Below are 23775 nucleotides of genomic sequence, written 5' to 3'. Positions count from 1 at the left end.
CAGTAAAGTGTCAGCATGAGACCGGCTGAACCCAGCTACAGCTGACCACAGGCGCACATGAGCAAAGTGAGGGACGAACCGTGTTCTACTACCTGCTCAAGTACGTGCTGCTGGGCCCCCTGCTCAGACTGGTCTTCCGCCCCCGGATCGAGGGGCTGGAGAACGTGCCGGCGTCGGGGCCGGCGATCGTCGCAGGGAATCATCTGTCCTTCTCCGACCACTTCCTGATGCCGGCGATACTGAAGCGGCGCATCACCTTCCTCGCCAAGGCGGAGTACTTCACCGGGCCCGGCATCAAGGGCCGCCTCACCGCGTTCTTCTTCCGCAGCGCCGGTCAGATCCCGGTGGACCGCTCCGGCAAGGACGCGGGACAGGCCGCGATCCGCGAGGGGCTCGGAGTGCTGGGCAAGGGCGAGCTGCTGGGCATCTACCCGGAGGGCACCCGCTCGCACGACGGGCGGCTGTACAAGGGCAAGGTCGGGGTCGCGGTCATGGCGCTCAGGGCGGGGGTGCCGGTCGTGCCCTGTGCGATGATCGGCACCTTCGAGGCGCAGCCGCCCGGCAAGGTCATTCCGAACATCCACCCGGTCGTCATCCGCTTCGGCAAGCCGCTCGACTTCTCCCGCTACGCCGGCATGGAGCACGAGAAGGCCATCCTGCGGGCCATCACCGACGAGATCATGTACGCGATCCTCTCGCTGTCCGAGCAGGAGTACGTCGACCGGTACGCGGCCGTCGTCAAGGCGGAGCAGGCGGCCGAGAAGAAGGAGCGCAAGTTCCCGCGGGCGCCGCTCAGCTGATCTGCCGTCGGCAGAACGGCTTCGTGCCGGGCGTGCCGCGCGCCTAGGCTCACCCCATGAAACGGGCTGTGGTGATCGGGGCGAGCGGACAGATCGGCCGTCCGGCGGTGGCGGCACTGGCACGGGACGGCTGGGAGGTGACGGCCGCCTCGCGGGGCGGTGGCCGGGACGAGTCGTGGGGCGAGGGGGTGCGGGCGGTCCGGCTGGACCGTTCCGACGACGGGGCGCTCGCGGCGGTGGTGGGCGACGGCTGCGATCTGGTGGTCGACATGGTCGCGTACGACGCCGGGCACGCACGTCAGCTGACGGCCCTCGCCGACCGGATCGGCTCAGCGGTCGTGATCTCCAGCGTGTCGGTGTACGAGGACGACAAGGGGCGGGGCTTCGACACCCAGGGCGAGCCCGACGGCTTCCCGGCCTACCCGGTGCCGGTCGCGGAGACCCAGCCTACGGTGGCGCCGGGCGAGGCGACCTCCAGCACCCGCAAGGCGGCCCTTGAGCGTGAACTGCTCACGAAGGGAGAGGAGTTGCCGACGACCGTGCTGCGGGCCGGTGCGGTGCACGGGCCGTACAGCCCGCTCCCCCGCGAGCTGTACTTCGTCAAGCGGCATCTGGACGGGCGGGGCGGGCGAGTGCTCGCGTACGGCGGGGAGAGCCGGTTCCATCCGGCGAGCGCCCGGAACATCGCCGAACTGGTCCGGCTGGCGGCGGGCCGGCCGGGGTCCCGGGTGCTCAACGCCTGTGATCCGCAGGCGCCGACGGTGGCCGGGATCGGGGCGGCGATCGACGCAGTCATGGGCGTGGAGCCGGAGACCACGCTCGTGGACGGCCCGCCGCCCGGCGAAGCCGTGGGCCGGACTCCCTGGTCGGTGCCGCTGCCGGTCGTCTTCGACATGTCCGCCGCCGAGCGGGAGCTGGGCTACCGGCCGGTGGTGTCGTACGAGGACAGCCTGCCGGAGACGGTCGAGTGGCTGCGTCGTCGCCTCGCCGAGGGTGACTGGCGGGAGCGCTTCCCGCTGCTCGCCCAGGTGTATCCCGAACTCTTCGACTACGCGGCCGAGGACGCCTGGCTGGCGGGGGCATGACGAAGGGGCGGCCGGAGAGTCCGGCCGCCCCTCGTCGCCGTACCGGAGGGGTTACGGCTTGGGCGTCGCGTGCGGCGCGCAGGTCACGTCGGCGGTGTCCAGCTTGCCGTTGATCAGGTAGTTGTCGACCCGCTCGTTGATGCAGGGGTTGACCAAGCTGGTGACGCCGTGGGAGCCCGCGTCCTTCTCGGTGATCAGGCGGGAGCCCTTGAAGCGCTGGTGCAGCTCGACGGCGCCCGGGTACGGGGTCGCCGCGTCACGCGTGGACTGCACGATCAGCACCTGCGGCAGGCCTCGGTGGGTCTTGACGTCCACCGGGGTCAGCTGCTTGGTCGGCCAGGTGGCGCAGGGCAGGTTCATCCAGGCGTTGGCCCAGGTCATGAACGGGTAGTCCTTGTTGAGCCGGGTGTTGTCCCGGTCCCACTTGCGCCAGCTCGTGGGCCACTTGGCGTCGGCGCACTCGACGGCGGTGTAGACGGCGTTGCCGTTCTCGGCGCTGATGTTGCCGGCCGTGTCCGACAGGTCGGGGGCGGCCGCGTCGACGAGCGCCTGGGTGTCACCGGCGACGTACTTGCTGAACGCCGTCGCCACAGGCACCCACGAGGAGTCGTAGTACGGGGCGCTCTGGAAGAAGGAGATCAGCTCGGCCGGGCCGACGACCCCGCCGAGGGGGCTCTTCTTCGCCGTGGCGCGCAGTTCGAGCCACTTCGCCTGGACGTCGGCGCGGGTGGTGCCGAGGTGGAAGGCGGCGTCGTTCGCGGCGACCCAGTCCTCCCAGTCCTTCCAGCGGCCCTCGAAGGCGATGTCCTGCTCCAGGTTGGCCTGGTACCAGATGTTCTCGCGGGAGGGGTTGACCACGCTGTCCACGATCATGCGGCGCAGGTGGCCCGGGAAGAGGGTGCCGTAGACGGCGCCGAGGTAGGTGCCGTAGGAGACGCCGAGGTAGTTGAGCTTCTTCTCGCCCAGCGCGGCCCGGATGACGTCCAGGTCGCGGGCGGTGTTCGGCGTGGTCATGTGGGGCAGCATGGCGCCGCTGCGCTCGGCGCAGCCCTCGGCGTACTCGCGGGCCAGCTTGCGCTGCGCGGTCTTGTCGGCCTCGGTGTCCGGGACCGGGTCGGCCTTGGGCGCCTTGACGAACTCCTGCGGGTCGACGCAGGAGATGGGCGCCGAGTGGCCGACACCGCGCGGGTCGAAGCCCACGAAGTCGTAGGCCTTGGCCACGTTCGCCCAGATGGCGTTCTTGGTGACGACCCGGCGCGGGAAGCGCAGCCCGGAGCCGCCGGGACCGCCCGGGTTGTAGACGAGGGCGCCCTGGCGCTCCTCGGCGGTCCCCGTGTTGCCGATGCGGTCGACGGCGAGCTTGATCTGCTTGCCGTACGGCTTGGCGTAGTCGAGCGGTACGGAGACCCAGCCGCACTTGATGGGCTTCTCCAGGCCCCAGTCGGCGGGGCAGTCCTGCCAGTCGATGCCGGCCTTGGCGGCGCGGGCGGCGGCGATCGCGGCGCCCCTGGCCTCGCGGTCCTGTCCGTGGCGGCTGTCGGCGCTGGCCGCGGGTGCCGACACCGCGCCGGCTATCAGGGTCGCGGTGACGAGCGCTCCGGCCGAGCCGAGCGCCAGCAGGCGGCTCTTCGGTCTGTTGTCCCTCAAGTGGGCCCCTCCCCCAACACAGTTCTACAAGTGGTCAGGCGGGGATCCTCTCGGCTGTGAGCCGTCTGAGAACAGGGGTCGCAGACGTTTCTTTACCAATCCGATAAACGGACGATCACGTCCCGCTGAGCGGGACATGGGCCATTTCAGGCCAACCGGGTCAGCGCCTCGTCCAGCAGCCGCCGCAGCGCGAGCGCGTCGGGGGCCACGGCGCTGACGAGTACGGCGGGTCCCGCGAGCGGAACCAGCGCGGCGCACTCCCCCAGCATCCGCGCCGCAACCGGCTGCTTGGTGAACTCCGGCCGTACGACGACCAATTGGCCCACCGACCGGTGTCCGGCGAGCACGGCGGGCCCGTCCCAGCCGCCCGGCGCCCCGGGCCCGCAGGACAGCTCCTGGTCCAGCACGGTCCGGCCCGCGACGCGCACCGTGAGCCGGCTGGTGAGCCGCCCGGGTTCCTCTCCGACCCGCCCGAGCACCTGCTCCTCGCGCAGCACGAGCCGTGCCCCGGCGGCGAGTTCGGCGCGGGTGGTGACGTTCAGGTCGCTGCCGCCGGCCGAGATCAGCTGCTCGGGCAGCCAGCGCAGCTCGCCACCGTCGGCCACGTCGAGCCGTACGTCGTAGTGGGCCTCGCCCTTCGCCTGCCCCGGGAGCGCGATGGTGGCGGCGGCCGACCCGACGTGCAACCGGGCGCCCTCCTCCACCCGCGCGTCCAGCGAGAAGCGGTCGCCGCCGAGCGGGCCGCTCATCGCGCCGACGACCATCACCCGCGCCTCGTCGCCGCCGGCCCGGGTGCGGCGCAGCGCCAGCGGGCCCTCGCCGTCCAGCACGGGCAGCGCCGTACCGCCGCGCCCGTCGGCCCGGGCGACGATCCGCGCCTGCGCCCGGACGCCGGTCGCCGTCATGCCGCCCACGCGGCGAGCCGCTCCCGCACCCACGCGGCCACGTCCGTGACTCCGGGCTCCGCGCGCAACGACTGGAAGACGACCGGGAGTTCGGCCCGCTGCGCCTTGGCGTCGGCGGCCATCCGGGCGAGGTCGGAGCCGACGTACGGCGCCAGGTCGGTCTTGTTGACGACGAGCAGGTCGGCGGTGGTGACGCCGGGCCCGCCCTTGCGCGGGATGTCGTCGCCGCCCGCGACGTCGATCACGAAGATCTGCGCGTCCACGAGCCCCTTGGAGAAGGTGGCGGTGAGATTGTCCCCGCCGGACTCCACGAGGATCAGGTCCAGCGGCCCGACCTCGTCCTCCAGGTCCTCCACGGCCTCGAGGTTGGCGGAGATGTCGTCGCGGATCGCGGTGTGCGGGCACGCGCCGGTCTCCACGGCCGTGATCCGCTCGGGCGGCAGCACGGCCTCGCGGAGCAGGAACTCGGCGTCTTCGCGCGTGTAGATGTCGTTCGTGACGACGGCCAGGGACAGCTCGTCGCGCAGGGCCCGGCACAGGGCGGCGACGGTCGCGGTCTTACCGGACCCGACGGGTCCGCCGAGGCCGATGCGCAGCGCGCGGCGGGTTCCGTCGGTTCGATGAGCGTCCGCGCTGACGGCGGCGGGGCCGTGGTGGGTGTGGTCGAGGTGCATGTACGGCTCCAATGGTTGAGAGGCTGAGTCTGGGGACGGCCACTCGCTGCCCAATCGAGTCGGGCGGGTGGGTGGGCGGATTTATGACGCGAACAGGCGCACGGGCCAGGCGGCATGCCACTCCGCGCCGATCTCCAGCACGGGCCCCGAAGCCGCAGGCAGCGCATCGACACCCTCGTCGAGCACCCTTCGCGCCGCCTCCACCGCCGAATCCGCGACGCGATCCAGTTCCGGCGCCAACCGGGCCAGAACTCCCGTCGCGTCGAACGGGTCGAGGCTCAGCAGCCGCACGGTGGCAGTCGCCGGCCCGCTCACGCTCTCGTACGCCGCGCAGTACGCGGCATCCGCGGGGCCGAGACCGGCCGCCCTGGCCGCCACCCCGAGCACGACCGGCTGGTGGGCGCCCTTGGGGAACTCCCCTGCCAGCGCGTCGAGTTCGGCCGACGGCCAGCTCGCCCGCGCGGCCCGCATCAGCTGCCGGCCGAGCCTGCGCGCGGCGCCCCGCAGCGCGGGCGAGGGCGTACGGGCGTCCGCGGCCACGTCCAGCTCCCGGGGCTCGACGCCCAGGACGGCGGCGGCCGCCAGCGCGCCCGCGACCAGCCCGGCGGTGTGCAGCCGGCCCCGGCAGAAGTCCTCCAGGCTCGCGGCGGAGGTGATCCGGCCCGCCTTGACGGCGGCCTCCGCGCCGCCGGAGTGCGCATGCCCTCCGGCGGGGAAGCGGCCGTCGGCCAGGACGAGCAGTGCTGCCCTGGACATCAGAAGAGGAAGTAGCGCTGGGCCATGGGCAGTTCGGCGGCCGGTGCCGCCTCGACCAGCTCGCCGTCGATGTGCACGGCGAAGCTGTCGGGGTCGACCCGGACCTGGGGACGCGCGTCGTTCTCGCGCATGTCCGCCTTGGTCACCCCGCGCGTCGAGTCGATGGCCACGAAGCGCTTGCCCAGCTGAAGGCGCTCCGGCAGCCCGTCCTCGATGGCCAGCGGTGCCACGAAGTTGAACGAGTTGGCGGCCGGTGCCCGGCCGATCGCCCCGTACATCGGCCGGGGCAGGATCGGCTGCGGTGTCGGGATGGAGGCGTTGGCGTCACCCATCTGCGCGTACGCGATCTGGCCGCCCTTGATGACGAGGTGCGGCTTGACCCCGAAGAACGCGGGCTCCCACAGCACCAGGTCGGCGAGCTTGCCGGTCTCGACGGAACCGACCTCGCGGGCCAGGCCCTGGGCGAGCGCCGGGTTGATCGTGTACTTGGCGACGTAGCGCCGTACCCGCCGGTTGTCCGCCTGCCCGTCGCCGGGCAGCGCGCCCCGCCGCCGCTTCATCACGTGCGCGGTCTGCCAGGTGCGCAGGATGACCTCACCGACCCGGCCCATCGCCTGGGAGTCGGAGGAGATGATCGAGATCGCGCCGAGGTCGTGGAGGACGTCCTCCGCGCCGATGGTGGACGGCCGGATCCGGGACTCGGCGAACGCCAGGTCCTCGGGGACGGCCGGGTTGAGGTGGTGGCACACCATCAGCATGTCGAGGTGTTCCTCGGCGGTGTTGACGGTGTACGGCCGGGTCGGGTTGGTCGAGCTGGGCAGCACGTGCGGCTCGGAGACCACGGTCATGATGTCCGGCGCGTGCCCGCCGCCGGCGCCCTCGGTGTGGTACGCGTGGATGCCCCGGCCGGCGATCGCGGCGAGGGTGTCGCCGACGAAACCGGCCTCGTTGAGAGTGTCGGTGTGGATGGCGACCTGGATGCCGGTGCGCTCGGCGACGGTCAGGGACGCGTCGATGACGGCCGGGGTGGACCCCCAGTCCTCGTGCAGCTTGAGGCCCAGGGCGCCGCCGCGGATCTGGGAGAGCATCGCCTCGTGCGAGACGGTGTTGCCCTTGCCGAGGAAGCCGATGTTGAGCGGGTACTGCTCCATCGCCTCCAGCATCCGGGCCAGGTGCCAGGGTCCGGGTGTCACGGTGGTCGCCTTGGAGCCCTCGGCCGGTCCGGTGCCGCCGCCGACCAGGGTGGTGATGCCGGAGGCGAGCGCCTCGTCGGCGATCTGCGGGCAGATGAAGTGGACGTGCGCGTCGATGGCGCCGGCGGTCAGGATGCGCCCGTTGCCCGCGATGACCTCGGTCTCCGGACCGATGACCAGATCCGGATGCACCCCGTCCATCGTGTCCGGGTTGCCCGCCTTGCCGATGCCGGTGATCCGGCCGTCGCGGATGCCGACGTCGGCCTTGACGATCCCCCAGTGGTCGACGATGACGACACCGGTGATGACCGTGTCGGGGGTGCCGTCCGCGCGCGTGGCACGCGACTGGCCCATGGACTCGCGGATGACCTTGCCGCCGCCGAAGACCGCCTCGTCACCGGCGAGCCCGGGGCCGCCGGAGCGGTCCTCCTCGATCTCGATCAGCAGGTCGGTGTCGGCGAGCCGGATGCGGTCGCCGGTGGTGGGGCCGAACAGGTCGGCGTAGGCGGCGCGGGAGATCTCAGGCATCGAGGGCACCTCCGGTCTCCCCGCGCAGTCCGGGCACGACCCGGGCGCCGGCGAGGGGGACGAGTTCGACGGCGACGGGGATGCCGGGCTCGAAGCGTACGGCGGTGCCGGCGGCGACGTTCAGCCGCTTGCCGTGCGCGGCGGTCCGGTCGAACTCCAGGCCGGGGTTGGCCTCGGCGAAGTGGTAGTGGGAGCCGACCTGGACGGGCCGGTCGGCGGCGTTGAGGACGGTCAGCCGGGTGACCTCGCGGCCCTCGTTGTAGACGACCGGGCCGTCCGCGAAAAGAACCTCTCCGGGAATCATCGCGGCCTCCTCAGATGATCGGTTCGTGGACGGTGACGAGCTTGGTGCCGTCCGGGAACGTGGCCTCGACCTGTACGTCGTGGATCATCTCCGGAACCCCGTCCATGACGTCGTCCCTGGTGAGGAGCTTGCGACCGGAGGACATCAGCTCGGCGACGGTGCGGCCGTCACGCGCTCCCTCGAGGATGTGCGACGTGATGAGGGCGACCGCTTCGGGGTGGTTGAGCCTGAGGCCACGGGCCCTGCGCTTCTCGGCCACGTCGGCCGCCACATGGATCAGCAGCCTCTCTTGCTCGTGCGGGGTCAGTTGCACGTCCCACCTCACAGTCCTTGCTCCGGACCGTGCGGGGTCCGGTTGCCGCAGCCACCGCGACGGGATAGGTGTAACACACAGACAAATTTGCCCGAACGTGATCAACGTGAGCAGAAAAACCCCTGGTGGCGTGGATCGGCAGGCTAGTTCGCCGGAGTTTCAACGACGTTAACCGGACCTTGATCAACACATGACCGCGCGATAGGCGCGCGCATACCCGGCTACGAGACGCCGGGCCCCCGGTGCTCGGCCGCGATCCCGAAGCGCTGCCGCTCCTGGGCCGCGGGCGTGACCTCGCGGACGCGGGACACCGAGGTGACCACCTGCTCCTCGGCCGACTCGTCGAGGGAGTCGAGGGAGTCGAGGGCGTCGAGCCGCTCCAGATCCGCGGCCGAGACCAGCGCGACCAGCGGCTTGCCGTGCCGGGTCACGACGACGCGCTCGCCGCCGTACACCACCCGGTTGATCAGGTCGGCGAGCTCAGCCCTGGCTTGTGTCACCGGAATCTCGTAGGCCATGTCCCCATCATAACGTCACGTACGTCCTGTACATTTTTTACAGAAGCGGGGCCGCCGGTGTCCCGTCGCGAGGAGGGGTATGCCCATGAGCCGACCGTCCGCCCGTCACGTCCTGCCCGAGTTCACCGAGCGCACCGGCACGGGCCACCGCACGCTGGATCCCTACTCGAAGCTGTTCGAGAGCCGGGTCGTCTTCCTCGGGACACCGCTCGACGACACGGCGGCGACCGACCTGGTCACGCAGTTCATGCAGCTCGAACACGCGGCGCCGGACCGGGACATCACGCTGTACCTCAACTGCCCGGGCGGCTCGTTCACCGCCATGACCGCGGTCTACGACACGATGCAGTACGTCAGTTGCGACGTGGAGACCTACTGCCTGGGCCAGGCCGCCGCGGCCGCCGCGGTGCTGCTCGCGGCCGGGACACCGGGGAAGCGGTTCACGCTGCCGGGCGCGCGCGTGGTGCTGGAACAGCCCGCGCTGCCCGAGCCGACCCGGGGCCGGCCGAGCGACCTCGTCATCCAGGCGACCGAGCTGGCCCGGATGCGCACCCTGATGGAGGAGATGCTCGTACGGCACACCGGGCGCACCGCGGAGCAGGTCCAGCGGGACCTGGAGCGGGACCTGGTGCTGGACGCGCCGGGCGCACTGGCGTACGGCCTGGTGGACGGCATCGTCCCGAGCCGCAGGGACACCCCCGGCGCACGGGACGCGGGGTGAGCCGCCCGATGCTGCCACCGGAGCTTCCGCCGCTGCCCGCGCTGACGCGTGCCGAGGGCGAGTTGATCGACCGTTACCTGGAAGCGGTCGACCTGCTGGGCCGGATCAACCCGGCGCAGTCCGGGGACACCTATCGCGGGCTGCGCGCGGCGCAGGCCCTGGTGCGCAAGGCGTCCGAGCTGCGCGACGCGCTGACCCTCATGCACCAGCGCGGCGAGACAGAGCTGCATGGGGACACGCTGGCACGGGCCTTGAGGGTGCTCGACGGCGAGCGCCGTACCGCTCGCGTCGTGCTCCCGCCGGACTGCGTGGGCTGATCCGGACGCTCGTCCGGCCCGACGGGACCCGCGTGTCGACGGACCCGTCGGGGCCGGACTCGAAACGGCCCGAACGACGTACCCCCGGCCGGCGTATCTTCAGAGATTTTTCCGGGTCTTTCCGCTTGCACAGTACGCCGGTTCAAGGTCAGCGAGAAAACGCTTCGTCCCAGGTCCGGGGCTACGTGCGGGATCTGACGGTGACTCGAACACAGCACTGTCCACCCGAACGGGCGAGTGGTGAGTAACGCCACAAACCCCCGGTTCCATTGGGATTTTCCGACTTCTGTGAAGGAAGATCCCTGTCTGACGACAAGCCCCCGCCACCGCGGCGGGGCGATCCGGGCGGACGCCGAGTCCTGCCGCCGCCCCGGATGACCGGTCGACAGGAGTGGATCGGCAGGAGTGGAGGACCCGAGCAAGACGGGTCGCCGGAACGGACGTTCGTCGCACAGACGGTCGGTCGGACCGAGCAGCCCTTGGGGTGAAGCCGTGGCAACACGGCCGGGCAACTTCGCCAGCCCGAATCCGACAGGTCATCCTTCACAGGCGGCTGACGAAGGGTTGCGCATGACTGCGCTCAATCGTGTCCCGTCGCTCATGGCCAGGGCCGGTACGGCCTCGGCCCTCACCCTCGCCGCCGTGGGCGGCTCGATCGTGGTCCCGGGCCTCGCCACCGACGCCTCGGCCGCCGGCACGGCGACGAAAGCACTGCAGATCGCGGCCTCCAAGAAGGGTTCCCCGTACCAGTACGGGGCGACCGGACCGCGCCGGTTCGACTGCTCGGGGCTGACGCAGTACTCGTTCAAGAAGGCGGGCAAGAAGCTGCCCCGTACGGCCGCCCAGCAGTACAACAAGACGCACCACATCTCGGCCCGCAGCCGCAAGGCCGGAGACCTGGTGTTCTTCCACTCGGGTTCGAGCGTCTACCACGTAGGCATCTACGCCGGGAAGGGCAAGATCTGGCACGCCCCGAAGACGGGGTCCGTGGTCCGGCTGGAGAAGATCTGGAGCAAGAGCGTCTGGTACGGCCGGGTCAGCTGACCCGGGGTCAGGCCAGGAGCGGCTCCAGCAGCAGGGCCGCTCCCAGGGCCGTGAGCGCCGTCCCGGTGCCCGCCTGCAGCATGCGGGCGGCCCGGGGCCGGCGCAGCCACCTGCCGAGCCGGTCCACCAGCAGGGCCACCACCTGGAACCACGCCAGCGCCAGTGTGCAGACGATCAGCGCGAGCAGCAGCGTCCTGGGCAGGGCGGAGCCGCCGGACGGCACGAACTGGGGCAGCAGGCTGAGGAAGGTCAGCGAGGCCTTCGGGTTGAGGACGTTGGTGACGAAGCCCTGCCGCAGCGGGTGCGCGGCCGACGGCGCCTCCTCGGCGGGGGCGGCGGCCGGCCGGCGCAGCGACCACAGGGTTCGCACACCGAGCTGCAGCACATAGACGCCGCCCAGCAGCTGCAGCGCGCGGAAGAGCGCGGGTACGGCGACCAGCACGGCCGCGACTCCGGCCACCGCCAGCGTGGTGTGCACGAGGAGGCCGCCCGCGATGCCGAGCCCGCAGACCGCGCCGGCGCGGCGGGAGACCAGGGCGTTGCGTACGACCACCGTGAAGTCGGCGCCCGGCATGGCGACGAGTCCGGCGGCGATCCCGGTGAAGGCGATGAGCTGTCCGTCCATACGGCCAGAGTGCACGGGTGGGGCCTTCAGCAGGTATTTCGAATGAGAAGGGCCAGCCTTAAGCAGTGCTTTAGGCTGGTGGCATGTACGACCCCACGCGGCTGGCCGCTCTGGTGGCCGTGGCGGAGGCGGGTTCCATCACGCGGGCCGCCGACCGGCTCGGCTACACGCCGCCCGCCCTCTCCCAGCAGCTGGCGAAGCTGGAGCGGGAGGCGGGCACGGCGCTGCTGGTACGGCATCACCGCGGGGCCCGGCTGACCGAGGCGGGCGAGGTGCTGGTGGCGCGGGCCCGGCGGGTGCTGGACGAGCTGGAACAGGCCCGGCACGAACTGGCCCGGCTGACCGGGCTGTCGGGCGGGGTGCTGCGGCTCGGCACCTTCCCGACCGCGGGCGTCCATCTGCTGCCACCGGCGCTGAGCGCGTTCCGCCGGGCACACCCGGATGTCGAGCTGTCGGTCGCCGACTACGACCCGCCGGCCGGGGTCGCGGCGGTGGCGGCCGGTGAGGTGGATCTGGCGCTGACCCACGCCTACCACCCGGGCGAGGCCGCTCCGGTGCCGGCCTCGGTCTCTCTGGAGCCGGTCCTGGTGGAGGAGCTGGTGCTGGTGACGGCCCCGGGGCACGCGCTGAGCAGTGCCTCGTCCCGGCTGCCGCTGGAGCAACTGGCGGGGCAGCCGCTGATCAGCATGGCCCCGCACCATCCGGCCCGGCGGGAGGTGGAGGCTCTGCTCGCCGAGGCGGGCGCCACTCCCGCGCTGCTGGTGCCGACCCCCGGGTACGCCGTGGTGTGCGCGCTGGTCAGCGCCGGGCTCGGGGTGGCCGTCGTACCGGAGATGGTGGCGCGGACCGCGGTCACTCCGGTCGGGGTGCGGCCGCTGGAGGCGGGACGGCTGCGCCGTACGATCTCGGTCGCCTTCCGGGCCGAGGAGGCCGCTCCGGCGGCGGAGGCGTTCCGGGCCCTGCTGCACGGGGCGTTCGGCCGGGCCCGGCAGACGCCGGTACGTCAGCGACCGTCCGTGTGAACCGTCGCCCGACCGAGTGGGGTCGACGGCCTGCGGCTGTGACCCTGCGGGGTGAAGGTGAAGCGGTGCCGAAAGGACACCATCGGCTGCGCGGGGCCCTCGGTCAGGTAACCGAGAGGAAGAGGAGGTGGTCGATGGCGAACCACATGGCCGCTTCCACCTCGCCGTACATACCCGGTCTGCGCCGCATGTCGTCAGGTGATGCGAGCGCCGTCCGGTCGGTCATTCAGAGAGTCTTGCGTATCAGGGCTCCTGGCCTGCCGTGACCGGCTCGGCCGGGATGGTCCAGGGGAGTTCGATGGAGACCGTCTTGCCGCCCTCGCGGGTGGGGCGCACGCGGAGTCTGCCGCCGCACTCGGCGGTGAGCCAGCGGATGATGACCATGCCGCGCCCGTTGTCCTGCTGGACGGCGGCGGGCAGTCTCTTCGGAAAGCGCGGATGACTGTCCGTGACGCCGATGCGCAGGTGTTCGTCACGGTCCAGCGCGATGTCGACCGTGAAGGTGGGTGACTGGCCGAAGGTGTGCTGTACGGCGTTGGTGGCCAGCTCGGAGACGATGAGTCGCACGGTGTCGGCCACTTCGGTGTCCGACGGCAGGCCCCACTCCGCGAGGGTGCCTACCACGTAGGAGCGGGCCGCGGAGACCGAGGCGGGATCGCTCGGCAGAGTGACGGATGCTTCCAGATGGTCTGCCATGGCGACGTCGTCCCTTTCCCACGGGACCGGAGTCCGACGAGGAGCGGATGGTTCGAGTACGGTCCCGGACTGGTGCTTGTTCGCCAGACTGCCATCACCGGGCCGGTCAGGGGAGCGATCCACCAAGATATGCATATATCTGTCGCTCAAAGCGGTGAACTCTACGACGCGAGACCGTATTTGGGCGGCCCGGTTGGAGTAAGGAGTAACCCATGCAGAACGGTCCCGCGGTACGGCGCCGCAAACTGGGCGCCGAACTGCGTGCACTGCGCACCGGGGCGGGGCTCACCAGCGGTGAGGCGGCCCGTCTCGTGGGCTGGCACCAGTCGAAGGTGAGCCGCATCGAGACCGGCGCCAGCGGGGTGAAACCGGCCGATGTGCGGTTACTCCTCGAAGCCTACGGGGAACGTGACGGCCAACTGCGTGAGCTGCTGCTGATGTTGGCAGGGTCGGAAGAGGCGGGCGGCCGCAGTCGCTGGTGGCACGCCTACCGTGGCATCCTGCCGCCCACCTACCGCGATTTCATCAGCCTGGAGTCACAGGCGACCGGGATGCGCACCTTGGAGACCACGGTGGTTCCCGGCCTCCTGCAGACGCCCGAATACGCCCGCGCGGTCACCCGGGCGGCCCTGGACGGGGTGGACGAGGAGCGGCTGGACGCGCTGGTGGAGGTGCGGCTGGCCAGGCAGGACGTGCTGCGCGCCGATCCGCCGCTGGAGCTGAGCGCCGTACTGGACGAGGCGGTGCTCCGGCGCGAGATCGGCGGCCCTGAGGTGATGGCGCGGCAGCTGGCCCGGCTGGTCGAGTGCGCCCGCCTGCCCCAAGTGCGCCTCCAGGTGCTCCCGTTCGCCGCCGGTGCGCATGTCGGCCTCACCGGGCCTTTCGTTATTTTCTCATTTCAGAGCACTTCTGATCTGGATGTGGTTGTTCTCGACCAGTTGACGAGTAGCCTCTACCTGGAACGGAAAGAAGACCTCAAGGCCTACCTGGAGGCCTTCAACACCCTTCAGATCCACGCCCTTTCACCCGAGGACTCGTTGGATTACATCGCCGGAATAGCTGACGGCGCGTAAGGAGGCACCATGTCAGCACTGCCTCGTAACGTCCCTGCCAGTACCGATCTGCACGACGTGCGCTGGCTGCGCAGCAGCTACAGCACGGGAGCCAACAACTGCGTGGAGACGGCCCGGCCGCACTCCGGCCCCTGGGCCGGGCTGCTCGCCGTGCGCGACTCCAAGAAGCCGGCCGGACCCGCGCTGCTCTTCTCCCCCGGGAGCTGGGCGGGCTTCGTGACCGCGCTCCGATGATCCCGTTCGGACCCGACCCGATCGACCCGACCGATCCCTACTGATCAGATCCGATCGCTTTCGCGCGATGCCCGGCCGTGTCACGCCGACTCATGGTCGCGTCTCGCCGATCACACGTACAGCGCGTTCGATCTCGGCCCCGGAGAGGTCCGCGCGGGCGGTCAGCCTCAGCCGTGAGATGCCGTCGGGCACGGAAGGAGGACGGAAGCAGCCCACGGCCAGGCCTGCCGTACGGCAGTCGGCCGCCCAGCGCACGGCCTGCTCCGGGGACGGAGCCCGCACCGAGACCACCGCGGCGTCCGGACGCACCGCTTCCAGACCCGCGGCGGTCAGGCGTGCGTGCAGTTCGGCGGCGACCTCGCGGGCCCGTTCCGCCCGCGCCGGTTCGCGTCGCAGCAGCCGCAGCGCCGCCAGCGCCGCCCCCGCGGCCGCGGGGGCCAGACCCGTGTCGAAGATGAACGTCCGGGCCGCGTTGACCAGGTGGGCGATCACCCGGGCCGGACCCAGCACCACCCCGCCCTGGCTGCCCAGCGACTTGGACAGCGTGGCCGTGACGACCACGTCCGCGGCGCCCGCGAGGCCGGCCGCGTGCGGGGCGCCCCGGCCGCCGTCGCCCAACACGCCGAGACCGTGGGCGTCGTCGACGACCAGCCCCGCGCCGTGCGCCCGGCACGCCTCGGCCAGCGCGGCCAGCGGCGCCGCGTCACCGTCGACGGAGAACACGGTGTCGGAGACGACGATCGCCTCTCCCCCGTGCGTGCCGAGCGCCTTGTCCACGGCCTCCGGGTCGGCGTGCCCGACGACCTGGGTGGTGCCCCGGGCGAGCCGGCAGCCGTCGATGAGCGAGGCGTGGTTGCCCGCGTCGGACACGATCAGCGAGCCGTGCGGGCCCAGCGCGGTGACCGCGGCGAGGTTCGCGGCATAGCCGGACGAAAAGACCAGAGCCGCCTCGAAGCCGCAGAAGTCCGCCAGTTCGCGCTCCAGCTCCGTGTGCAGCTCGGTGGTGCCGGTGACCAGCCGGGAGCCGGTGGCGCCGCCGCCCCAGCTCCGGGCGGCCCCGGCCGCACCCTCGATGACCTCGGGGTGGTGAGCTAGGCCCAGATAGTCGTTGCTCGCCAGGTCCAGCAGCGGCGAGTCGGCGGGGCGCGGGCGCAGGGTCCGTACGAGTCCGGCGCGGCGGCGCGCCTCGGCCTGCTCGTCGATCCAGCCGAACGCCATGGGTCCTCCGGGGCTTTTGTAGGTAGCGGACAGACCCTAGCGGCACGACCGGTCACCCAGGGTGTGGCAATACCCACACGGTGATCCGCCTTCGTTGTGCAAAGTCTCCTTGGCCCGGAGCGGTCCCGTAGGACAGGATCGGACCTCATGGACCTGCTGAACACGCTGGTGGACAAGGGGCTGCGGCGCGAGCTGCCGACCCGTGAGGAAGCACTCGCCGTGCTCGCCACCTCCGACGACGACCTGCTCGATGTGGTGGCCGCGGCCGGCAAGGTGCGCCGGCACTGGTTCGGCCGACGCGTGAAACTCAACTACCTGGTCAACCTGAAGTCCGGCCTGTGTCCGGAGGACTGCTCCTACTGCTCCCAGCGGCTCGGCTCCAAGGCCGACATCCTCAAGTACACCTGGCTCAAGCCCGACCAGGCCTCCCAGGCGGCCGCCGCGGGCCTGGCCGGAGGGGCCAAGCGGGTCTGTCTGGTGGCCTCCGGGCGCGGGCCGACGGACCGGGACGTGGACCGGGTCTCCGAGACCATCAAGGCGATCAAGGACCAGAACGAGGGCGTCGAGGTGTGCGCCTGCCTCGGTCTGCTCTCCGACGGCCAGGCCGAGCGGCTGCGCGAGGCGGGCGCGGACGCCTACAACCACAACCTCAACACCTCCGAGGCCACCTACGGGGACATCACCACCACCCACACGTACGCCGACCGGGTGGACACGGTGCAGAAGGCCCACGCGGCCGGGCTGTCCGCCTGCTCGGGTCTGATCGCGGGCATGGGCGAGAGCGACGAGGACCTGGTGGACGTCGTCCTCTCGCTGCGCGCGCTCGACCCGGACTCCGTTCCGGTGAACTTCCTGATCCCGATGGAGGGCACCCCGCTCGCCGCGGAGTGGCACCTCACCCCGCAGCGCTGCCTGCGCATCCTCGCGATGGTCCGCTTCGTCTGCCCGGACGTCGAGGTGCGCATCGCGGGCGGCCGCGAGGTCCACCTGCGCACCATGCAGCCCCTCGCCCTGAACCTGGCCAACTCCATCTTCCTCGGCGACTACCTGACCAGCGAGGGCCAGGCCGGCCAGGCCGACCTGGACATGATCGCGGACGCCGGGTTCGAGGTGGAGGGCGCCGACCAGGTGACGCTGCCGCAGCACCGGGCGGATGCCGTCGCGGGTGGGTGCGGGTCGCACGCCGACGCGGGCTGCGGGTCGCACGGCGAGGCCGGGTGCGGATCCGTCTGCGGATCCGTCTGCGGTTCGCACGAAGGAGCGGGCGTGTCCGGTACGGCGTCCGTGCCGGCCACGAACGAGCCGCGCACCGACCTGGTCGCCGTCCGCCGCCGGGGTGCCGGAACGGATCTCGCGCCCAATGCCTGAGCTGTCCGGCCTGGGCGTGCCCGAGCTGCTGGAGCTGGACCGCCGGCACGTGTGGCATCCGTACGGTCCGATGCCCGGGCGTGTCGAACCGCTCGTCGTGGAGTCGGCGAGCGGGGTCCGGCTGCGGCTGGCGGACGGCTCGGGCGAACTCGTCGACGGCATGTCCTCGTGGTGGTCGGCGATCCACGGCTACAACCACCCGGTCCTCAACGAGGCGGTGCGCGAGCAGCTGGGGCGGATGAGCCATGTGATGTTCGGCGGGCTCACGCACGAGCCCGCCGTACGGCTGGCGAAGCTCCTTGTCGACTTGTCACCCGAGGGCCTGGAGCATGTGTTCCTCGCCGACTCCGGGTCGGTGTCGGTCGAGGTCGCCGTGAAGATGTGCCTGCAGTACTGGCGCTCGCTCGGCCGCCCCGGCAAACAGCGGCTGCTGACCTGGCGGGGCGGCTACCACGGCGACACCTGGCAGCCGATGTCGGTGTGCGACCCCGAGGGCGGGATGCACGAGCTGTGGACCGGCGTGCTCCAGCGCCAGGTGTTCGTGGGCCCGCCGCCGGCCGAGTACGAGGAGTCGTACGCGCAGCAGTTGCGCTCGGCGATCGAGCGGCACGCCGACGAGCTGGCCGCGGTGATCGTGGAGCCGGTGGTGCAGGGTGCGGGCGGGATGCGGTTCCACTCCCCCGCGTATCTGCGGGTGCTGCGCGAGGCGTGCGACGCGCACGACGTGCTGCTGGTGTTCGACGAGATCGCCACCGGGTTCGGGCGCACGGGTGCGCTGTTCGCGGCGGAGCACGCGGGCGTCACACCGGACGTGATGTGCGTGGGCAAGGCGCTGACGGGCGGCTATCTGACGATGGCGGCCACGCTCTGCACCGGGCGGGTGGCCGACGGCATCTCCCGGGGCGAGGTGCCGGTGCTCGCGCACGGGCCGACGTTCATGGGCAATCCGCTGGCGGCCGCCGTGGCCTGCGCCTCCATCGAGCTGCTGCTCGGGCAGGACTGGCGGTCGGAGGTCGGGCGGATCGAGACCGGCCTGCGCGAGGGGCTCGCTCCGGCCGCCCAGCTGCCGGGTGTGAAGGACGTCCGCGTGCTCGGCGCCATCGGGGTGGTCCAGCTCGACCACGAGGTGGACGTCGCCGCGGCCACCCGGGCCGCCGTACGGGAGGGCGTGTGGCTGCGCCCGTTCCGCGACCTGATCTACACGATGCCGCCGTACGTCACCGCGGACGCGGACGTGGCACGGATCGCGCGCGGTGTGTGCGCCGCGGCGCGGGAGGGATGAGATGCCGGTACTGGTGATCACGGGGACGGGCACGGAGATCGGCAAGACGGTCACCACCGCGGCCGTCGCTGCCGCGGCGCTCGCGGCCGGGCAGTCGGTTGCCGTGCTGAAGGCCGCGCAGACGGGGGTACGGCCGGACGAGCGGGGCGACGCGGACGAGGTCGTCCGGCTCGCCGGTCCCGTCACGGCCGCCGAACTGGCCCGGTACCCCGAGCCGTTGGCTCCGGGTACGGCGGCCCGGCGGGCCGGGATGGCCCCGGTGCATCCGCACGAGGTGGCCGAGGCGGCGGCGAAGCTGGCCACCGAGCACGATCTGGTGCTGGTCGAGGGGGCGGGCGGGCTGCTCGTACGGTTCGACGCGGCGGGCGGGACGCTGGCGGACGCCGCGCGGCTGCTGAACGCGCCGCTGCTGCTCGTGGCCTCGGCCGGCCTCGGCACGCTGAACATCACGGAACTGTCGGCTCGTGAACTGCGCGCACGTGAGCTGGAGTTGGCCGGCGTGGTGATCGGCAGCTGGCCCGACGCCCCCGACCTCGCCTCCCGCTGCAACGTCATGGACCTGCCGGAGGTGGCCGCCGCTCCCCTCCTCGGCGCACTGCCCGCCGGGGCGGGGGCACTCCCGCCCGCCGACTTCCGCACGACGGCACCGCGGTGGCTGGCCCCGCGCCTGTACGGGACGTGGGACGCGGAGGCGTTCCGGATCCGGGAGGCGCCCTGACCCTCCGGGGGCTGTGCGACCTGTGCCGGGCGGCGGCGTGAGCGATCGGGGTTCGTGCGCTGCGGCACGGGCCCCGCGGTCAAGGAGGCCGACAAGGATCGGCGAAGTGGATTCAGTGGTCGCCCGTGGTCTCGCCCCGGGGGCCGTCGAGCAGTCGTACCAGTTCGATCCGTGAGCGGATGCCCAGGCGGGCGAAGACTCCGCGCAGATGGTGGTCGATGGTGCGGGGGCTGAGGGCGAGCCGGTCGGCGATCTCACGGTTGGTGGCGCCCTCCGCGGCCATGCGGGCCACCGTCAGCTGCTGGGCCGTGAGCAGGGCGGCCGGGTCTGTCGCGACACGTGCGGACACCGGGGTGCCCAGGGCGCGGAGTTCGGCCCGGGCCCGGGCCGCGCAGTGCGGGGCACCGAAGGACTCGAAGGCCTCCAGGGCGCTGTGCAGCCGGTCGCGGGCCTCGGCGCGGCGGCGCAGCCTGCGCAGGGCGCTTGCGCACAGCAGCTCGGTGCGGGCGCGTTCGAGGTCGCGAGTGCCGCGGGCGTGCAGGTCGAGGGCGGTCCGGTAGTGCTCGACGGCCTCGGTGCCGGGTGCGAGCAGGGCCCGGCAGCGGGCGCTGAGGGCGAGGTCGTCGGGGCTGCCCATGGCCCTTGCCCAGCGCTCGTAGTCGGCATGGGCGGCGCGGGCCACCCGGGTGTCGCCGGCGCGGACGGCGGCCTCCACGTAGTGCGGGGTGGCCAGGTGCCGGATGGCACGGTGGCCGTGTCCCGGACCGAATCCGGCGAGCGCGCGCAGCCGGGCCGCGGCGGCGGGGAAGCGGCCGGTGGCGAGGTCGAGAAAGGCCAGCGCCCACTGGGCGAGAGCAGCGGGCAGACCGAGCCCCCGGGCAAGCGCATGCGCACGCGCGGCCGCCGCATGCGCCCGGCAGCCCTCCTCGTCCCCGGTGACCGCCGCGAACATGGCGAGAGCGGCCCGCAGATGACAGGCCCCGTTGTCCTGCCCGGTGGCATACGCCTGCCGCAGGGCGTCCCGCGCGGCGGCCTCGGCAGCACGGGTACGCCCGGTCCAGAAGTCGGCGTACACACGGAACTCCAGAGCCTGAGCCTCGACGACGGGGCTCCCCTGGGCCCGGGCCGCAGCGGCGGCACGCAGGGTGGCGGTGGTGGCCCGGGGGTGGTCACCGAGCATCAGGGCGGCTATGCCCGCGTGGATGAGGAGGGTGGGGGAACTGCCGGGAACGCAGACGGCGGAGCCGTCACCGGGACCGGGCAGGGCAGCCTCGCCGCCGCGACCGCTCACGGACGCATCACGGCCAGTGCCGGCCGAGTTCGAATGCCCTGAGCCAAGAGAGCCTGAATCGCCTCCGAGCCCGCACCACCCCGCCGTCTCCCGGAGCAGGTCGCGGGCGGTCTCGTAGTCGCCTTCGGAGGCCGCTGCGAGGGCGGGTAGAAGGCCGGGGGGTGGGATGGCCAGGCGGTGGGCGAGGGTGCAGGCCTGCTGGGTGCGTCTCAAGTCGCCGGTGTAGATGGCCGCTTCCGCTGCGAGGGCCAGTAACTCGGCTGCTGCGGAAGGGTGTTTCTGTCGGGCGGCCGTGGTGAGCAGGGTGTCGAAGGCTTCCGCCGCGTTGCCCGCTCGGAGGGCGAGGATGCCGTCGAGGGCGGGGGTGTCGGTGCGGGCGGCGAGGTGGTGGGCCCGGTCGGGGCGGCCCGCGTGCCAGGCGTCGGTGGCCGCGCGGGCCAGGAGGCGGGCCTGTTCGTGCGGGTCGGGGCAGAGGGTGGCGGCGCGTTCGCCGAGGGCGCCGGCCAGGGCCGGCTCACCGGCCGCGCGGGCGCGGTCCGCCGCGGTGCGGAGTTCGGACGCGAGCCGCCTGCTGGGGCCCAGGGCGCCCGCCGCCCGGTGCCAGGACCGGCGGGCGGTCTCGCTGCCGCCGCCGAGCACCCGGGCGAGCAGCCGGTGGGCCTCGCGCCGGTCGGCCGGGGAGACGGCCTCGTAGGCGGCGATCCGCGTCCAGGCGTCGCGGAACACGACTCCTCCGGCCGTGGCTTGGGCGACGCCCGCCGCCTCGGCGGCCTCCAGGGGGCGGGTGTCCAGGCGAGCCGCCGCCACCGCGCGCAGGTAGGCGTGAGAGGCCACCGGATGCTGGTCGGCGGCGGCGAGGAGGAGCAGGTGACGGGTGCCGTCCGGCAGGGCCCGGATCTCCCGGCGCAGGGCGTGCAGCAACTCGGGGGCCAGTGCGGCCGGTTCGGTGGGAAGGGGGTCCAGACCCGTTCGCTGACGTGCGGTCAGGCGCGTTACGGCCTCGGCGAGGGCGCGGGGATCGCCGTACACGAGCCGCAGGAGCCGGGCGCGGACCGCTTCCGAGGGATGCGGTGGCGAAGTGCGGTGCTGGGGTGGGGGGTTGACCGGAGTCACCACACCATCGACGTTACTGGCGAGTTAGTTGATTAGTAAAGACTGGCGACTTCACCGATGCGGCGCGCGTAGACCCGTCCCGACACTCCTGGCATCCCCACCCGTTTCAGGAGGCATCATGCAGCGCCACAAGCGTCGCATCGCCACAGCACTGTCGGCGATGACCGCATCGCTCCTTCTGTCACTCCCCCTCACCGCCGCCCCCGCGCACGCCGCGAGCCACGATCCGATCGTGTTCGTGCACGGCATCAGCAGCTCGGCGAGCAGCTGGGACGACTGGGTCGCGGACTTCGAGGCCGACGGCTACAGCTCCTCGGAGCTGTTCGCCTGGTCGTACGACTGGAAGCAGTCCAACGCCACCACCGCCCAGCAGTTGGCCACCGAGGTCAAGAGCGTGCTGGCGCAGACCGGTGCCTCGAAGGTCGACCTCGTGGTCCACTCCATGGGCGCGCTCAGCGGCCGCTACTATCTGAAGAACCTCGGCGGGACGTCGTACGTCGACCACTTCGTGTCGGTCGCCGGGGTGAACCACGGCACCTCCGTCGCCTCCCTGTGCGGGTGGCTGTACACCTCGTGCAAGGAGATGCAGACCGGCAGCGCGTTCCTGACCGCGCTGAACTCCGGTGACGAGACGCCGGGCAGCCTGGCGTATGCCGCCTACTGGTCGGACTGCGACGAGGCGATCAACCCCGACACCTCGGCGGAGCTGAGCGGGGCGACCAACGTCGACGTCGGCTGCATCTCGCACACCGACATGAACAACGACCACGGCGTCTACGAACAGGTGCGCGACTTCATCTCGTGAGCCGCGAGCCGTGACGCGTCCGGCGGGGGTGCGACGGGACCGTACGGGGGACAATCTCCGTAGGCCTGTCCTCCGGGAGGTTGCCATGCGGCTGTCGTCGGCCGGTTCCGGCAAGGTGGCGCGGTGTTCCGTCCACCACCCGCTGTTCGCCCGTCGCTACGCCCGGATCAGCGTGGCCCTGGAGTCCCGGCTGGGGATGGCCGGGGTGCGCGAGCGGCTGCTCGCGGGGCTGTCCGGGCGGGTGATCGAGATCGGCGCGGGCAACGGCCTGAACTTCGCCCACTATCCGGCGGCGGTCGCGGAGGTCGTGGCGATCGAACCGGAGCCGCTGCTCAGGAAGTTCGCGCTGGAGTCCGCGCTGCGCGCCCGGGTGCCGGTCGACGTGGTGCCCGGTGCGGCGGAGGCGCTGCCCGTCAAGAGCGAGGCCTTCGACGCGGTCGTGCTGTCGCTGGTGCTGTGCAGCGTGCGGGACGTGACACGGGCGCTGAGCGAGGCACGGCGGGTACTCAAACCCGGCGGCGAGGTGCGGTTCTTCGAGCACGGGCAGGGCGGCGGCCGGGTGATGACGCTGACCCAGCGCACCCTGGACCGGCGGCTGTGGCCGGCGCTGAACGGCGGCTGCCACCTGTCCCGGGAGCCGGTGGCCGCGCTGCGCGAGGCCGGGTTCGAACTCGGCCCGCTGCGGCGGATGCTGCTGCCGGAGCGGGGGCCGACGCTGCCCACCTCGTACTGTGTGCTCGGGACCGCCTGGCGGCCCGACGAGCCGGGCCGGCGCTGATCACAGGCTCCAGCGGCGCAGCTCCCGGGCGATGTCGTCGATGCTCGCCTCGCCCCTCTTCACCAGCCGCGCGAGGTCGCGGACCTGCTCGGGTGTGGTGACGACCTTCAGGCCGCCGGCGACCAGATAGGCGTAGGCGACGGCCGAGGCGAACAGCGCGTTGGAGCGCTCCAGCGCGGGCACGTGGATGAGCAGCTGGAGCAGGGCCGCGGCGCGGGCGTGCGGGGTGTCGTAGACGGGGACGCCGAATATCTCGGCCCGGTGCCGGGCGACGGCGGCGACCAGCGCGCCCCAGTCGGTGACCTGCGGATCCCCGGGCGTCTTCTGTTCGGCGAGCATGAGCAGCCAGGCGAGGTCGATGCTGAGGTCGCTCAAGGGATCAGCTGCGGCCCGCGCCGGAGTCGGTGCCGTGCGTCTCGGTGAACTCCTCGGCGAACACGGACTCGTACTGCTTCATGAAGTCGGCCGCGGCGTCCACGAAGGTGCGGCCGGCCTCCCCGGCGTCCTGTCTGACCAGCTCTTCGATGTAGCGGTTGACGCTCATGCCGCGGGCCAGGGCGCGCTCGCGGGCCGCGCGGGCGGTGTCCTCGTCCACGCGCACGTTCAGCTGGGTCTTCGCCATGCTTCGACGCTAGCGCCGAGATGCTAGCAACGGCAAGAGCCTCCCCAACGGAACGTGCTCCCAGGTGCCCCTTACACGGTCTCCGAATCCTCGGCCCCACGAGGGATTCCGGCTGTGGGGCGGGT

At 72.1% G+C, this 23775-nt stretch carries 28 protein-coding genes and 1 riboswitch; of the genes, 13 read left to right on the top strand and 15 right to left on the bottom strand.

Features of this window, described 5'->3' with window-relative positions; genetic code table 11:
* Positions 1-80 precede the first annotated feature (80 nt).
* Together CRP49_RS29030 and CRP49_RS29025 are read left to right on the top strand one after the other, a co-directional pair.
* Positions 81-800 carry a 1-acyl-sn-glycerol-3-phosphate acyltransferase gene (locus CRP49_RS29030; RefSeq protein ID WP_097256008.1) on the top strand — a complete coding sequence of 240 codons (720 nt, stop codon included), beginning with the start codon at positions 81-83 and terminating at the stop codon, positions 798-800.
* A 68-nt stretch (positions 801-868) separates the two neighbouring features.
* A complete protein-coding gene (locus CRP49_RS29025) occupies positions 869-1885 on the top strand; it encodes an NAD(P)-dependent oxidoreductase (RefSeq protein ID WP_097256007.1) in 1017 nt (338 codons plus the stop codon).
* 51 nt (positions 1886-1936) lie between these two features.
* Here CRP49_RS29025 and CRP49_RS29020 read toward each other — a convergent pair whose 3' ends face one another.
* The 8 genes from CRP49_RS29020 to CRP49_RS28985 all read right to left on the bottom strand — a co-directional run bounded on the left by CRP49_RS29020 (position 1937) and on the right by CRP49_RS28985 (position 8723).
* Positions 1937-3532 (bottom strand): alpha/beta hydrolase, encoded by a 1596-nt coding sequence (locus CRP49_RS29020; protein WP_179851779.1) that lies wholly within the window; start codon positions 3530-3532, stop codon positions 1937-1939.
* Between the two features lie 146 nt (positions 3533-3678).
* Positions 3679-4437 carry an urease accessory protein UreD gene (locus CRP49_RS29015; RefSeq protein WP_097257585.1) on the bottom strand — a complete coding sequence of 253 codons (759 nt, stop codon included), beginning with the start codon at positions 4435-4437 and terminating at the stop codon, positions 3679-3681.
* Positions 4434-5111: an urease accessory protein UreG gene (ureG, locus tag CRP49_RS29010; RefSeq protein WP_097256006.1), complete on the bottom strand. Its 678-nt coding sequence runs from the start codon at positions 5109-5111 to the stop codon at positions 4434-4436. Before ureG ends, CRP49_RS29015 begins: the two co-directional genes overlap by 4 nt.
* 81 nt (positions 5112-5192) lie before the next feature.
* Positions 5193-5867 carry an urease accessory protein UreF gene (locus tag CRP49_RS29005; protein WP_097256005.1) on the bottom strand — a complete coding sequence of 225 codons (675 nt, stop codon included), beginning with the start codon at positions 5865-5867 and terminating at the stop codon, positions 5193-5195.
* Positions 5867-7588 carry an urease subunit alpha gene (locus CRP49_RS29000; RefSeq protein ID WP_097256004.1) on the bottom strand — a complete coding sequence of 574 codons (1722 nt, stop codon included), beginning with the start codon at positions 7586-7588 and terminating at the stop codon, positions 5867-5869. Before CRP49_RS29000 ends, CRP49_RS29005 begins: the two co-directional genes overlap by 1 nt.
* Complete coding sequence (locus tag CRP49_RS28995) at positions 7581-7892, bottom strand: urease subunit beta (RefSeq protein WP_097256003.1); 312 nt, start codon at positions 7890-7892, stop codon at positions 7581-7583. The genes CRP49_RS29000 and CRP49_RS28995 overlap by 8 nt, the downstream gene beginning before the upstream one ends.
* Before the next feature lie 10 nt (positions 7893-7902).
* Positions 7903-8205 carry an urease subunit gamma gene (locus tag CRP49_RS28990; protein ID WP_093479411.1) on the bottom strand — a complete coding sequence of 101 codons (303 nt, stop codon included), beginning with the start codon at positions 8203-8205 and terminating at the stop codon, positions 7903-7905.
* A gap of 221 nt (positions 8206-8426) precedes the next feature.
* Entirely contained in the window at positions 8427-8723 is a 297-nt protein-coding gene (locus CRP49_RS28985; RefSeq protein WP_097256002.1) for a type II toxin-antitoxin system Phd/YefM family antitoxin, read from the bottom strand.
* 85 nt (positions 8724-8808) lie between these two features.
* On the opposite strand from CRP49_RS28985, the gene CRP49_RS28980 reads away from it, so the two are divergent.
* The 3 genes from CRP49_RS28980 (at position 8809) to CRP49_RS28970 (ending at position 10805) form a co-directional block, all read left to right on the top strand.
* Positions 8809-9444 (top strand): ATP-dependent Clp protease proteolytic subunit, encoded by a 636-nt coding sequence (locus CRP49_RS28980; protein WP_097256001.1) that lies wholly within the window; start codon positions 8809-8811, stop codon positions 9442-9444.
* Positions 9445-9452: 8 nt separating this feature from the next.
* Entirely contained in the window at positions 9453-9761 is a 309-nt protein-coding gene (locus CRP49_RS28975) for a hypothetical protein (RefSeq protein ID WP_094221427.1), read from the top strand.
* Positions 9762-10111: 350 nt separating this feature from the next.
* A riboswitch (cyclic di-AMP (ydaO/yuaA leader) is annotated at positions 10112-10328 on the top strand.
* Positions 10329-10331: 3 nt separating this feature from the next.
* Positions 10332-10805 (top strand): C40 family peptidase, encoded by a 474-nt coding sequence (locus tag CRP49_RS28970; RefSeq protein WP_097256000.1) that lies wholly within the window; start codon positions 10332-10334, stop codon positions 10803-10805.
* A 7-nt stretch (positions 10806-10812) separates the two neighbouring features.
* On the opposite strand, the gene CRP49_RS28965 is transcribed toward CRP49_RS28970, so the two are convergent.
* Entirely contained in the window at positions 10813-11430 is a 618-nt protein-coding gene (locus CRP49_RS28965; protein WP_094221425.1) for a LysE family translocator, read from the bottom strand.
* An 83-nt stretch (positions 11431-11513) separates the two neighbouring features.
* On the opposite strand from CRP49_RS28965, the gene CRP49_RS28960 reads away from it, so the two are divergent.
* On the top strand, positions 11514-12452 hold the full coding sequence (locus CRP49_RS28960; protein ID WP_097255999.1) for a LysR family transcriptional regulator: 939 nt from the start codon (positions 11514-11516) through the stop codon (positions 12450-12452).
* Positions 12453-12555: 103 nt separating this feature from the next.
* Here CRP49_RS28960 and CRP49_RS48075 read toward each other — a convergent pair whose 3' ends face one another.
* Complete coding sequence (locus CRP49_RS48075) at positions 12556-12678, bottom strand: hypothetical protein (RefSeq protein WP_257033512.1); 123 nt, start codon at positions 12676-12678, stop codon at positions 12556-12558.
* A gap of 17 nt (positions 12679-12695) precedes the next feature.
* Positions 12696-13148, bottom strand: a complete 453-nt coding sequence (locus CRP49_RS28955) for an ATP-binding protein (protein ID WP_094221423.1) — start codon at positions 13146-13148, stop codon at positions 12696-12698.
* Between the two features lie 212 nt (positions 13149-13360).
* On the opposite strand from CRP49_RS28955, the gene CRP49_RS28950 reads away from it, so the two are divergent.
* Positions 13361-14221, top strand: coding sequence for a helix-turn-helix transcriptional regulator (locus CRP49_RS28950; protein ID WP_097255998.1), 861 nt, complete (start codon positions 13361-13363; stop codon positions 14219-14221).
* 9 nt (positions 14222-14230) lie between these two features.
* A complete protein-coding gene (locus CRP49_RS28945; protein WP_097255997.1) occupies positions 14231-14455 on the top strand; it encodes a DUF397 domain-containing protein in 225 nt (74 codons plus the stop codon).
* 90 nt (positions 14456-14545) lie between these two features.
* Here the strand turns inward: CRP49_RS28945 and CRP49_RS28940 are convergent, their stop codons facing one another.
* On the bottom strand, positions 14546-15673 hold the full coding sequence (locus tag CRP49_RS28940; protein ID WP_097255996.1) for an 8-amino-7-oxononanoate synthase: 1128 nt from the start codon (positions 15671-15673) through the stop codon (positions 14546-14548).
* Between the two features lie 147 nt (positions 15674-15820).
* On the opposite strand from CRP49_RS28940, the gene bioB reads away from it, so the two are divergent.
* From bioB to bioD, 3 genes are read left to right on the top strand one after another with little or no spacing between them, the layout of a single operon-like run.
* The gene (gene bioB / locus CRP49_RS28935) at positions 15821-17041 is read left to right on the top strand and encodes a biotin synthase BioB (RefSeq protein ID WP_097255995.1); all 1221 of its coding nucleotides are present in this window, start codon (positions 15821-15823) and stop codon (positions 17039-17041) included.
* Positions 17034-18323 (top strand): adenosylmethionine--8-amino-7-oxononanoate transaminase, encoded by a 1290-nt coding sequence (locus CRP49_RS28930; protein ID WP_097255994.1) that lies wholly within the window; start codon positions 17034-17036, stop codon positions 18321-18323. Before bioB ends, CRP49_RS28930 begins: the two co-directional genes overlap by 8 nt.
* A gap of 1 nt (position 18324) precedes the next feature.
* Positions 18325-19041 (top strand): dethiobiotin synthase, encoded by a 717-nt coding sequence (gene bioD, locus CRP49_RS28925; protein ID WP_097255993.1) that lies wholly within the window; start codon positions 18325-18327, stop codon positions 19039-19041.
* Between the two features lie 112 nt (positions 19042-19153).
* Here bioD and CRP49_RS28920 read toward each other — a convergent pair whose 3' ends face one another.
* The gene (locus CRP49_RS28920; protein ID WP_257033701.1) at positions 19154-21445 is read right to left on the bottom strand and encodes a helix-turn-helix transcriptional regulator; all 2292 of its coding nucleotides are present in this window, start codon (positions 21443-21445) and stop codon (positions 19154-19156) included.
* Between the two features lie 118 nt (positions 21446-21563).
* Here CRP49_RS28920 and CRP49_RS28915 point away from each other — a divergent pair, with 118 nt between their 5' ends.
* Both CRP49_RS28915 and CRP49_RS28910 read left to right on the top strand, forming a co-directional pair.
* Complete coding sequence (locus CRP49_RS28915; protein ID WP_097255991.1) at positions 21564-22250, top strand: triacylglycerol lipase; 687 nt, start codon at positions 21564-21566, stop codon at positions 22248-22250.
* Between the two features lie 85 nt (positions 22251-22335).
* Positions 22336-23028, top strand: coding sequence for a class I SAM-dependent methyltransferase (locus CRP49_RS28910; RefSeq protein WP_097255990.1), 693 nt, complete (start codon positions 22336-22338; stop codon positions 23026-23028).
* Here CRP49_RS28910 and CRP49_RS28905 read toward each other — a convergent pair whose 3' ends face one another.
* On the bottom strand, positions 23029-23403 hold the full coding sequence (locus CRP49_RS28905) for a fic family toxin-antitoxin system, toxin component (RefSeq protein ID WP_097255989.1): 375 nt from the start codon (positions 23401-23403) through the stop codon (positions 23029-23031). It lies immediately after the preceding gene.
* A 4-nt stretch (positions 23404-23407) separates the two neighbouring features.
* On the bottom strand, positions 23408-23650 hold the full coding sequence (locus CRP49_RS28900; RefSeq protein WP_094219640.1) for a toxin-antitoxin system HicB family antitoxin: 243 nt from the start codon (positions 23648-23650) through the stop codon (positions 23408-23410).
* Positions 23651-23775 lie beyond the last annotated feature (125 nt).

The organism is Streptomyces sp. Ag109_G2-15, from assembly GCF_900215565.1.
GTDB lineage: Bacteria > Actinomycetota > Actinomycetes > Streptomycetales > Streptomycetaceae > Streptomyces > Streptomyces diastatochromogenes.
Note: the sequence above shows the minus strand (reverse complement) of the source record. Positions and strands in the feature narration are given on the sequence as shown.

Bases quoted from the DNA above. Each gene is read 5' to 3' on its own strand.
- CRP49_RS29015 (WP_097257585.1), bottom strand. From the start codon at position 4,437: ATGACGGCGACCGGCGTCCGGGCGCAGGCGCGGATCGTCGCCCGGGCC.
- ureG (WP_097256006.1), bottom strand. From the start codon at position 5,111: ATGCACCTCGACCACACCCACCACGGCCCCGCCGCCGTCAGCGCGGAC.
- CRP49_RS29005 (WP_097256005.1), bottom strand. From the start codon at position 5,867: ATGTCCAGGGCAGCACTGCTCGTCCTGGCCGACGGCCGCTTCCCCGCC.
- CRP49_RS29000 (WP_097256004.1), bottom strand. From the start codon at position 7,588: ATGCCTGAGATCTCCCGCGCCGCCTACGCCGACCTGTTCGGCCCCACC.
- CRP49_RS28995 (WP_097256003.1), bottom strand. From the start codon at position 7,892: ATGATTCCCGGAGAGGTTCTTTTCGCGGACGGCCCGGTCGTCTACAAC.
- CRP49_RS28985 (WP_097256002.1), bottom strand. From the start codon at position 8,723: ATGGCCTACGAGATTCCGGTGACACAAGCCAGGGCTGAGCTCGCCGAC.
- CRP49_RS28980 (WP_097256001.1), top strand. From the start codon at position 8,809: ATGAGCCGACCGTCCGCCCGTCACGTCCTGCCCGAGTTCACCGAGCGC.
- CRP49_RS28975 (WP_094221427.1), top strand. From the start codon at position 9,453: ATGCTGCCACCGGAGCTTCCGCCGCTGCCCGCGCTGACGCGTGCCGAG.
- CRP49_RS28970 (WP_097256000.1), top strand. From the start codon at position 10,332: ATGACTGCGCTCAATCGTGTCCCGTCGCTCATGGCCAGGGCCGGTACG.
- CRP49_RS28965 (WP_094221425.1), bottom strand. From the start codon at position 11,430: ATGGACGGACAGCTCATCGCCTTCACCGGGATCGCCGCCGGACTCGTC.
- CRP49_RS28960 (WP_097255999.1), top strand. From the start codon at position 11,514: ATGTACGACCCCACGCGGCTGGCCGCTCTGGTGGCCGTGGCGGAGGCG.
- CRP49_RS48075 (WP_257033512.1), bottom strand. From the start codon at position 12,678: ATGACCGACCGGACGGCGCTCGCATCACCTGACGACATGCGGCGCAGA.
- CRP49_RS28955 (WP_094221423.1), bottom strand. From the start codon at position 13,148: ATGGCAGACCATCTGGAAGCATCCGTCACTCTGCCGAGCGATCCCGCC.
- CRP49_RS28950 (WP_097255998.1), top strand. From the start codon at position 13,361: ATGCAGAACGGTCCCGCGGTACGGCGCCGCAAACTGGGCGCCGAACTG.
- CRP49_RS28945 (WP_097255997.1), top strand. From the start codon at position 14,231: ATGTCAGCACTGCCTCGTAACGTCCCTGCCAGTACCGATCTGCACGAC.
- CRP49_RS28940 (WP_097255996.1), bottom strand. From the start codon at position 15,673: ATGGCGTTCGGCTGGATCGACGAGCAGGCCGAGGCGCGCCGCCGCGCC.
- bioB (WP_097255995.1), top strand. From the start codon at position 15,821: ATGGACCTGCTGAACACGCTGGTGGACAAGGGGCTGCGGCGCGAGCTG.
- CRP49_RS28930 (WP_097255994.1), top strand. From the start codon at position 17,034: ATGCCTGAGCTGTCCGGCCTGGGCGTGCCCGAGCTGCTGGAGCTGGAC.
- bioD (WP_097255993.1), top strand. From the start codon at position 18,325: ATGCCGGTACTGGTGATCACGGGGACGGGCACGGAGATCGGCAAGACG.
- CRP49_RS28915 (WP_097255991.1), top strand. From the start codon at position 21,564: ATGCAGCGCCACAAGCGTCGCATCGCCACAGCACTGTCGGCGATGACC.
- CRP49_RS28910 (WP_097255990.1), top strand. From the start codon at position 22,336: ATGCGGCTGTCGTCGGCCGGTTCCGGCAAGGTGGCGCGGTGTTCCGTC.
- CRP49_RS28900 (WP_094219640.1), bottom strand. From the start codon at position 23,650: ATGGCGAAGACCCAGCTGAACGTGCGCGTGGACGAGGACACCGCCCGC.